This is a genomic window from Actinoplanes sp. NPDC048791, assembly GCF_040650095.1.
Taxonomy (GTDB): Bacteria; Actinomycetota; Actinomycetes; order Mycobacteriales; family Micromonosporaceae; genus Actinoplanes.
Genome location: NZ_JBEZGQ010000251.1, coordinates 1 through 9672, shown reverse-complemented (window position 1 = coordinate 9672; position 9672 = coordinate 1). Strand labels below are relative to the sequence as shown.

Here is a 9672-nt window from a genome sequence, read left to right as displayed (position 1 = left end):
CCTCTGGCACAATTCACCGGTCCCCGCGGTGGAAGAGGACCTCGACGAGCGCGGCCTCCCGGCCGCGGCGGCGCCCCCGCCCGCGCGGCGCCGCCGCCCCGACCTCTGGGCGCTGACCAGCTATCTCACGCTCGGCGTGCTGGTGCTGATCCAGCTCTGGATCGATCCGGCCGGCCGGGTGCTGTCGCACAACGACGACGACCACGGCTTCTTCGCCTTCGCCATGGCGCACGGCGAGCGGGTCCTCTTCCACGGGGCGAATCCGCTGTTCAGCGACCGGATGAACGTGCCCGGCGGCGTCAACATGATGGCCAACACCTCGGAGCTGGCGCTCAGCGTGCCGATGGCCCCGGTCACCCACTGGCTGGGCGTGGGCGTCACGGTCGTGCTGCTGCTCACGCTGGGTCTCGCTGGTACGGCCTTCGCCTGGTACTGGGTGCTGTCCCGGCACCTGGTCGAGAGCCGCCGGGCCGCCTGGATCGGTGGCCTGTGGTGCGGGTTCGCGCCGACGATGGTGTCGCACGCCAACGGGCACATCAACTTCGTCTCGCAGTTCGTCGTGCCGTTCATCGTCTGGCAGGTGCTGCGGCTGCGCGAGCCCGGCCGGGCCGTCCGCGGCGGGGTCGTGCTCGGGCTGCTGATCGTGCTGCAGGTCTTCATCAACGAGGAAGTCCTGCTGTTCACGGCGCTGACGCTGGGCGCTTTCGTGATCGCGTACGCGGCGCTGGCGTGGTCGGAGGTGCGGGGCTACTGGCGCCGGTTCCTGGCCGGGCTGGGTGTGGCGGGCATCACCGCGCTGGTGCCGCTGGCGTACCCGCTGTGGTTCCAGTTCACCGGGCCGCAGAGTTACAGCGGGCAGCCGTTCGAGCCGGGCAAGTTCGTCACCGACCTGCTGTCGCTGGGCGCGTACGCGCGGCAGTCGCTGGCCGGCAACGCGGCGATCGCCCGGGAGTTGAGCGTCAGCCCGACGGAGGAGAACACCTTCTACGGCGTACCGCTGCTGGTGTTGCTCGTCGTCTCGCTGGTGCTGGTGTGGCGCAACCTGGCCGCCCGGGCCGCGGCGATCGCCGGCCTGGTCCTGCTGATCATGTCGATGGGCCCTGAGCTGCGCGTCGGTGGTTACGACACCGGCATCCCGCTGCCGTTCGCGCTGATCGCCCACGTGCCGGTGATCGACCTGGTCAGCGTCACCCGGTTCGCGATGGTGACCACGACGATCATCGGCCTGCTGCTGGCGCTGGCCGCCGACCGGGTGCCCGCGCTGACCCGGCGCCGGCAGACCGCGTTCTGGGTCGGCCTGGCCGTGGCGATCGTGCCGGTGCTGCCCAAGCCGCTGCCGGTGGTCGCCGCCGACCCGCTGCCGCCGTTCATCGCCCAGCAGATGTGGCGCGACTACGTCAGCGACGAGCGCACCCTGGTGACCGTGCCGTTGCCCGAGGTCACCACGGGCCGGGCCGGGATGCGGTGGTTCGCGCTGTCCGGGCTGGATTACCGGGTTCCGCGGGGCTACTTCATGGGCCCGGCGGACCCGCCGCTGAACAACACCGGCTCCTGGAACGCCGCACCCCGGCGCACCTCCGACCTGTTACGCATCGCGGGGGCGTACGGTCGGATGCCGGTGGTCACGGTCGCCGACCGGATGGCCGCCAAGAACGACCTGAGCTACTGGCGGGCCGCGGTGGTGGTGCTCGTGCCGGGCACCCCGCACCACGACCTGCTCGAAAAAACCCTCACCGACCTGCTCGGGAAGGCTCCGCAGCAGGTCGGCGGGGTTCAGCTGTGGGACGTACGGGACATCGTTCGCCCGTCCGGGTGACGGGAATGCCGGTCCCGTCCACGGCGCTGTAGTTCGCTGGCGGAAAACTTGTCGTACCCCGTGGCTAGGGTGGCGGCGCCCATTGTCTTGACGTTACGGAGTGGCTGGCTGTGGCCGACCGACTGATCATTCGCGGCGCGCGGGAGCACAACCTGCGCGACGTCAACCTCGACCTGCCCCGCGACGCGATGATCGTGTTCACCGGTCTCAGCGGCTCGGGCAAGTCCAGCCTCGCCTTCGACACCATCTTCGCGGAGGGCCAGCGCCGTTACGTGGAGTCGCTGTCGTCGTACGCGCGGCAGTTCCTCGGGCAGATGGACAAGCCCGACGTCGACTTCATCGAGGGCCTGTCCCCGGCCGTGTCCATCGACCAGAAGTCGACCTCACGTAACCCGCGCTCCACCGTCGGCACGATCACCGAGGTGTACGACTACCTGCGGCTGCTCTTCGCCCGTACCGGCATCCCGCACTGCCCGGTCTGCGGTGAGCGGATCAGCAAGCAGTCGCCGCAGCAGATCGTCGACCGGGTCCTGGCGATGAAGGAGGGCACCCGCTTCATGGTGCTCGCGCCGGTGATCCGCGGCCGCAAGGGTGAGTACGTCGACCTCTTCGCCGAGCTGCAGTCCAAGGGCTACGCCCGGGCCCGGGTCGACGGCGTGGTGCACCCGCTGGCCGAGCCGCCGAAGCTCAAGAAGCAGGAGAAGCACACCATCGAGGTGGTCGTCGACCGGCTCTCGGTCAAGGCCAGCAGCAAGCAGCGCCTCACCGACTCGGTCGAGGCGACGCTGGCGCTGTCCGGCGGCATCGTGCTGCTCGACTTCGTCGACCTGCCCGAGGACGACCCGAACCGCGAGCGCCGCTTCTCCGAGCACCTGGCCTGCCCCAACGACCACCCGCTGGCGATCGAGGACCTCGAGCCGCGGGTCTTCTCCTTCAACGCGCCCTACGGCGCCTGCCCGGAATGCACCGGCCTGGGCACCAAGAAGGAGGTCGACCCGGAGCTGATCGTGCCGGACGAGGAGCGCACCCTGCGCGAGGGCGCGATCCAGCCCTGGTCCGGCGGTTCCACCATGGAGTACTTCCTGCGGCTGCTGGAGGCCCTGGCCAAGGCCGAGAAGTTCAGCGTCGACACCCCCTGGCGGCAGCTGCCGAGCCGGGCCCAGAAGACGATCCTGTACGGCTCCGAGGACCAGGTCCACGTCCGCTACCGCAACAAGTACGGCCGTGAGCGCTCCTACTACACCGGCTTCGAGGGTGTGGTGCAGTGGATCGAGCGCCGGCACAGCGACACCGAGAGCGACTGGTCCCGCGACAAGTACGAGGGCTACATGCGCGAGGTGCCGTGCCCGACGTGCTCCGGCGCCCGGCTCAAGCCCGAGGTGCTGGCGGTCACGATCGCCGGCAAGAGCATCGCCGAGATCTGCAACCTGTCCGTCGGCGAGTGCGCCGAGCTGCTGGCCACCATCGAGCTCACCGACCGCGAGAAGATGATCGCCGAGCGGGTGCTCAAGGAGATCAACGCCCGGTTGCGCTTCCTGGTCGACGTCGGCCTGGACTACCTGTCGCTGGACCGCGGCGCCGGCACCCTGTCCGGTGGCGAGGCCCAGCGCATCCGGCTGGCCACCCAGATCGGCTCCGGCCTGGTCGGCGTGCTGTATGTCCTGGACGAGCCGTCGATCGGCCTGCACCAGCGCGACAACCACCGGCTCATCGAGACGCTGGTCCGGCTCAAGAAGCTGGGCAACACGCTGATCGTGGTCGAGCACGACGAGGACACCATCCGGACCGCCGACTGGATCGTCGACATCGGCCCCGGTGCCGGTGAGCACGGCGGCAACATCGTGCACAGCGGCTCGGTCAAGGGTCTGCTGGCCAACAAGGAGTCCCCGACGGGGGCGTACCTCTCCGGCCGCAAGAAGATCCCCATGCCGGCCACCCGCCGCCCGCACACGCCGGGCCGCGAGCTGATCGTGCAGGGCGCGCGTGAGCACAACCTGCGCGACATCACCGTCGGCTTCCCGCTGGGGCAGTTCATCGCGGTCACCGGGGTCAGCGGCTCGGGCAAGTCGACGCTGGTCAACGACATCCTCTACACCGTGCTGGCCAACCAGATCAACGGCGCCCGGATGGTGCCGGGCCGGCACACCCGGATCTCCGGGCTGGAGCACGTCGACAAGGTCGTCGGCGTGGACCAGTCGCCGATCGGCCGCACCCCGCGGTCCAACCCCGCCACCTACACCGGTGTGTTCGACAACATCCGCAAGCTGTTCGCGGAGACCGTCGAGGCCAAGGTGCGCGGCTACGGTCCCGGCCGGTTCTCGTTCAACGTCAAGGGCGGCCGCTGCGAGAACTGCTCCGGCGACGGCACGATCAAGATCGAGATGAACTTCCTGCCGGACGTCTACGTCCCCTGCGAGGTGTGCAAGGGCGCCCGGTACAACCGGGAGACCCTCGAGGTGCACTACAAGGGCAAGACGATCTCCGAGGTGCTGGAGATGCCGATCGAGGAGGCCGCGACCTTCTTCGAGCCCATCACCTCGATCCACCGCCACCTCAAGACCCTGGTCGACGTCGGCCTGGGCTATGTGCGGCTGGGTCAGCCCGCGCCGACCCTGTCCGGTGGCGAGGCGCAGCGCGTCAAGCTCGCCTCCGAGCTGCAGAAGCGCTCCACCGGCCGCACGGTCTACGTGCTCGACGAGCCGACCACCGGCCTGCACTTCGAGGACATCCGCAAGCTGCTGCTGGTGCTCAACGGCCTGGTCGACAAGGGCAACACGGTCATCACCATCGAGCACAACCTCGACGTGATCAAGAACGCCGACTGGCTGATCGACATGGGCCCCGAGGGCGGCCACAAGGGCGGTCTGGTGCTGGCCACCGGCACCCCCGAGGAGCTGGCCGACGTGCCCGACAGCCACACCGGGCAGTTCCTGCGCCCGATGCTCGGCCTCACCGGCGAGCCGGCCGGCGCGGCCGCCGCACTGGCCCGCGCGGCCAAGGCCAACGGCGCCCCGAAGACGGTGACCAAGCCCCGGGCCACCCGGTCCCGGGCCAAGGCCGCCGTTTGATCCACAGGTAACACACAGCTACGCCGTCCGCCCGCCCCGCTACCAGGGGCGGGCCTGGCGACGTGCCCGAAACTACGGCGAAACGCAGCATCCACGCTGATTTTTTCCACCCGGCCCATGAACCACATCGCGGATGGCAGCGTATGTACAAGCAACGCCGCGTGACGCAAGCACGCGGATCAGGGGTACGGGAAGGGTTCGGAACAGATGACTGACGTGCAGACGAGGCCCGACGCCGAGATCACCGCCGTCCAGCCGGCCTGCGGGGGAGCGGGATCGTCGCGCCGCGTCGTGCTGGCCGGAGCCACCGCGCTCGGCGCCGGCTGCCTGCTGGCCGCCTGTGGCACCGACACCGGCGGCGCCGGCAGCAACGGCTCCAGCGGCGGCGACTTCAGCAACAACCCCGCGCCGGCCGGCAGCAAGGGCGCCGACACCGGCTCGACCTCCGGCGGCGACTCGGGCGGCAACTCCGGTGGCGCGGCGCTCGCGCTGGTCGCGGACATCCCCGAGGGCGGCGGCATCATCAAGGGCGACTACGTCATCACCCAGCCCGCCTCGGGCACCTTCAAGGCGTTCAGCAAGGTCTGCACCCACCAGGGCTGCGACGTGAGCAAGGTCGACGGTGGCGTGATCACCTGCCCGTGCCACAACAGCACTTTCTCCATCGAGGACGGCGCGCCGACCGGCGGCCCGGCCAAGAAGCCGCTGCCCGAGACCAAGGTCAAGGTGGACGGCGACAACATCGTCGCCGCCTGAGGCGACCCGAGAACTGGGGCCGGCGTGATCCTGCCGACACCGCCGGCCCCGACACTCTCCGGCCGGAGGCCCGACGCCGTGGCGGCGGCAACGGGCCTCCGGTCGGATAATCATGTCAGGGGTCCGCACTAGTGTTGAGTCGTGCCTGACCCGTCCAGCTACCGGCCGGCGCCCGGGACCATTCCGGACGCCCCCGGTGTCTACCGCTTCCGTGACCCCACCGGCCGCGTCATCTACGTGGGCAAGGCGAAGAGCCTGCGCAGCCGGCTGAATTCGTACTTCGCCGACACGTTCAGCCTGCACGCGCGCACCCAGCAGATGGTCACCACCGCGGCCGCCGTCGACTGGGTGACCGTCAGCAGCGAGGTCGAGGCGCTGCAGCTGGAGTTCTCCTGGATCAAGGAGTTCGACCCGCGCTTCAACGTGAAGTACCGCGACGACAAGTCGTACCCGTTCCTCGCCGTCACGCTCAACGAGGAATACCCCCGGCTGCAGGTCATGCGGGGTGCCAAACGCAAGGGCGTGCGCTACTTCGGGCCGTACTCGCACGCCTGGGCCATCCGCGAGACCCTCGACCTGCTGCTGCGCGTCTTCCCGGCCCGCACCTGCTCCAGCGGCGTGTTCAAGCGCGCCGGCCAGATCGGCCGTCCCTGCCTGCTGGGCTACATCGGCAAATGCTCGGCGCCCTGCGTCGGCACCGTCTCCGCCGCCGAGCACCGGGAGATCGTCGACGACTTCTGCGACTTCATGGCCGGGCGCACCGACACGTTCGTCAAGCGCCTCGAACGCGACATGATGCAGATGTCCGAGCAGCTCGAGTTCGAGAAGGCGGCCCGGCTCCGCGACGACATCGCCGCCCTGCGCAAGGCCATGGAGAAGCAGACCGTCGTGCTCGGCGACGGCACCGACGCCGACGTCGTCGCCTTCGCCGAGGACCCGCTCGAAGCGGCGGTGCAGGTCTTCCACGTCCGCGACGGCCGCGTCCGCGGCCAGCGCGGCTGGGTCGTGGAAAAGGTCGAGGACCTCAGCACGGGAGACCTCGTGCACCACTTCTGCACCCAGGTGTACGGCGACGAGCACGGCGAGAACGACGTCCCCCGGGAGCTGCTCGTCCCCGCCCTGCCGCCCGACGCCGAAGCGCTGGAGAAGTGGCTCACCGAGCACCGCGGCAGCCGGGTCAGCCTGCGCGTGCCCCAGCGCGGCGACAAACGTTCCCTGCTGGAGACGGTCGCCCGCAACGCCGGCGAGTCCCTGGCCCGGCACAAGCTGCGCCGAGCCGGCGACCTGACCACCCGCAGCAAGGCCCTCGACGAGATCGCCGAGGCGCTGGGCATGGAAACGGCGCCGCTGCGCATCGAATGCTTCGACGTGTCCCAGATCCAGGGCACTGACGTGGTGGCCAGCATGGTGGTCTTCGAGGACGGCCTGGCCCGCAAGAGTGAATACCGGCGCTTCGCGGTCCGCGGAAACCCGGACGGCTCAGGCACCGACGACCTGGCGGCGATGAGCGAGGTGATGCGGCGGCGGTTCGCCCGCTACCGCGCCGAGGCCGCACCGGGCGGCTCCGCACCACCGTCCGACGCCCTGGGCGAGTCCTTGGCCGACAGCCCGGCCGATGCCCCGGCTGATGATCGGGCCGATCGCCTGGCCGATGCCCCGGCTGATCGTCTGGGCGGTGACGCGGCTGGTGGATCCGATGATCGCCTGGGCGGCGGCCTGGCGGGTGGTCCTGCCGATCCCCTGGCCGACGTCGCTGCTAAGGCTGACGGCTCGGAGCCGGTCACCCATGAACTGCCGGGCATCGATCCGCTGACCGGGCGGCCGCGTCGTTTCGCCTACCCGCCCAACCTGGTCGTCGTCGACGGCGGCCAGCCGCAGGTCAACGCGGTCGCCGCGGTCCTGTCCGACCTCGGCATCACCGACGTGGCTCTGTGTGGCCTGGCCAAGCGGCTGGAGGAGGTGTGGCTGCCGGGCGAGGACTTCCCGGTGATCCTGCCCCGCACCTCCGAGGCCCTCTATCTGCTCCAGCGGGTGCGCGACGAGGCCCACCGCTTCGCCATCACGTTCCACCGGCAGCGGCGCTCCAAGCGCATGACCGCGTCCGCGCTCGACAACATTGCCGGGCTGGGGGAGACGCGACGCAAGGCGCTGCTGCGGCACTTCGGCTCGTTGAAGCGGCTCGGGCAGGCCACACCGGAGGAGATCACCGAGGTCCCGGGCATCGGCCGCCGGACAGCGGAGGCGGTCCTGGCTGCCCTGGCCGACACCACGAAGGCCGGCGACCCCGCACCGGACCCGGCCACACCGGCGACCGGCGGCGCGGGAAAGACGAAGGCGGGAGCCAATCGCAACAGGGCCGCGCGGCCGCGCATCCCGACCCCCGACACCGTGGACCTCGGCGACCCGCCGGCTGATCCCGGGCCGGAGGAGTCGTCCGTGTCAGCGCTGGAACGGCCTTGACGCGATCATTCCGCCGGCGCCGCGGGTGGTGACGGAATACGGGCGGTGGGGACGCCGTTCACCGGGTGGGCCGATCGGGGTGGCTTGCGGGACCCTTCGGGCACCGGATCGGGTAAAGGACACCACGTCCGGCGGTACCGGGTCGACGCTTCGGCCTAGGATGCAGTGTCCGCCCGGAGGGGGCGCAGGCGCAGTGCGGTTCAGGAGGAGTGCGTGACCGAGTCGATGCCGGAGTTCGTTCCGGAGCTGACGCCCGACGAGGCCGGTACCGACCTCGTGGTGGTGACCGGGGTGTCCGGTGGCGGCCGCAGCACGGTCGCCCGCGCCCTGGAGAACGTCGGCTTCTACGTCGTCGACAACCTGCCGCAGGCGCTCATGCTCGACATGGCCCAGCTCGCCTTCGAGGCCGGCGGGGCTGCCCGCCGTACGGCAATGGTCCTCGACGTCCGCAGCCGGGCCTTCTCCACCGACCTGGCCGGCGCGGTCCGCGCGCTCAAGGAGCGCGGCTTCTCGCCGCGCGTCGTGTTCGTCGACGCCGACGACGAGGTGCTGATCCGGCGCTTCGAATCCGTCCGGCGCTCGCACCCGCTGCAGGGCGACGGCCGTCTCGCCGACGGCATCGCCGCCGAGCGCAAGCTGCTCGAAGAGGCGCGCGAGCAGTCCGACGTGATCATCGACACCAGCCACCTGAACGTGAACCAGCTCCGGCGCCGCGTCGAGGAGCTGTTCGGCGGCGAGGACGCCCGGCGGCTGCGCATCACCGTGCTCTCGTTCGGCTTCAAGTACGGCCTGCCGCCCGACGCCGACTATGTGATGGACGCGCGCTTCCTGCCGAACCCGTTCTGGGTGCCGGAGCTGCGCGAGCACACCGGCCTGGAAGAGGGCGTCAGCAGCTACGTGCTCGGCCAGGAAGGCGCCCACGACTTCGTCGGCACGTACGCGGGCCTGATCGCCGCGACGGCGCCCGGCTTCGAGCGTGAGGGCAAGCGCTACCTGACGGTGGCGGTCGGCTGCACCGGCGGCAAGCACCGCAGCGTCGCGATCGCCGAGGAGCTCACGGCGCAGCTGCGCGACATCCGCCTGTCCGCTCATTCCTCGCACCGCGACCTGGGGCGGGAGTGACGGCGGCGCAGCCGGCGGGGCCGGGCAGCAGCCCGGCAGAGCAACGCGGTGTGACCGCCGGTTCCAGCGACGAGACCAAGCGGCGCCGCATCAAGGTCGTGGCGTTCGGGGGCGGGCACGGGCTCGCGGCGTCCCTGCGCGGGCTGCGGAACTGCGCGCCCCACCTGGACCTCGACATCACCGCCGTGGTGACGGTGGGGGACAACGGCGGGTCGAGCGGGCGGCTGCGGGCGGAACGCGACGCCCAGCTGCCGCCGGGTGACCTGCGGATGGCCCTCGCGGCGCTGGCCGGTGACGATCCTGGCCATCAGCGCACGGTGGCGCTCATGCAGCACCGGTTCGCCCTCGTCGGCAAGCCCGACCGGCGCGGTGCCGGCACCGACTTCGGCAGCGGCGGCCCGGAAGCTGCGGTCGGTTCGGGAGCCGGGACCGGCGCGGACTGCGACTTCG

6 protein-coding genes are annotated in these 9672 nt (G+C 70.7%); all 6 read left to right on the top strand.

What is annotated here, in order from left to right; translation table 11 throughout:
- The first annotated feature begins 28 nt into the window (after positions 1-28).
- On the top strand, positions 29-1816 hold the full coding sequence (locus AB0C29_RS19625; RefSeq protein ID WP_360822010.1) for a glycosyltransferase 87 family protein: 1788 nt from the start codon (positions 29-31) through the stop codon (positions 1814-1816).
- Between the two features lie 110 nt (positions 1817-1926).
- Positions 1927-4884: an excinuclease ABC subunit UvrA gene (gene uvrA / locus AB0C29_RS19620; protein WP_360822006.1), complete on the top strand. Its 2958-nt coding sequence runs from the start codon at positions 1927-1929 to the stop codon at positions 4882-4884.
- Between the two features lie 207 nt (positions 4885-5091).
- Complete coding sequence (locus AB0C29_RS19615) at positions 5092-5640, top strand: Rieske (2Fe-2S) protein (protein WP_360547813.1); 549 nt, start codon at positions 5092-5094, stop codon at positions 5638-5640.
- Between the two features lie 141 nt (positions 5641-5781).
- A complete protein-coding gene (gene uvrC, locus AB0C29_RS19610; RefSeq protein WP_360822004.1) occupies positions 5782-8100 on the top strand; it encodes an excinuclease ABC subunit UvrC in 2319 nt (772 codons plus the stop codon).
- A gap of 225 nt (positions 8101-8325) precedes the next feature.
- Positions 8326-9222 carry an RNase adapter RapZ gene (gene rapZ, locus AB0C29_RS19605; RefSeq protein WP_360822008.1) on the top strand — a complete coding sequence of 299 codons (897 nt, stop codon included), beginning with the start codon at positions 8326-8328 and terminating at the stop codon, positions 9220-9222.
- Positions 9223-9272: 50 nt separating this feature from the next.
- Positions 9273-9672, top strand: a 400-nt coding sequence (locus AB0C29_RS19600) for a 2-phospho-L-lactate transferase CofD family protein (RefSeq protein ID WP_360822002.1), incomplete at its 3' end; no start/stop codon positions are given.

Bases quoted from the DNA above. Each gene is read 5' to 3' on its own strand.
- AB0C29_RS19615 (WP_360547813.1), top strand. From the start codon at position 5,092: ATGACTGACGTGCAGACGAGGCCCGACGCCGAGATCACCGCCGTCCAG.
- rapZ (WP_360822008.1), top strand. From the start codon at position 8,326: ATGCCGGAGTTCGTTCCGGAGCTGACGCCCGACGAGGCCGGTACCGAC.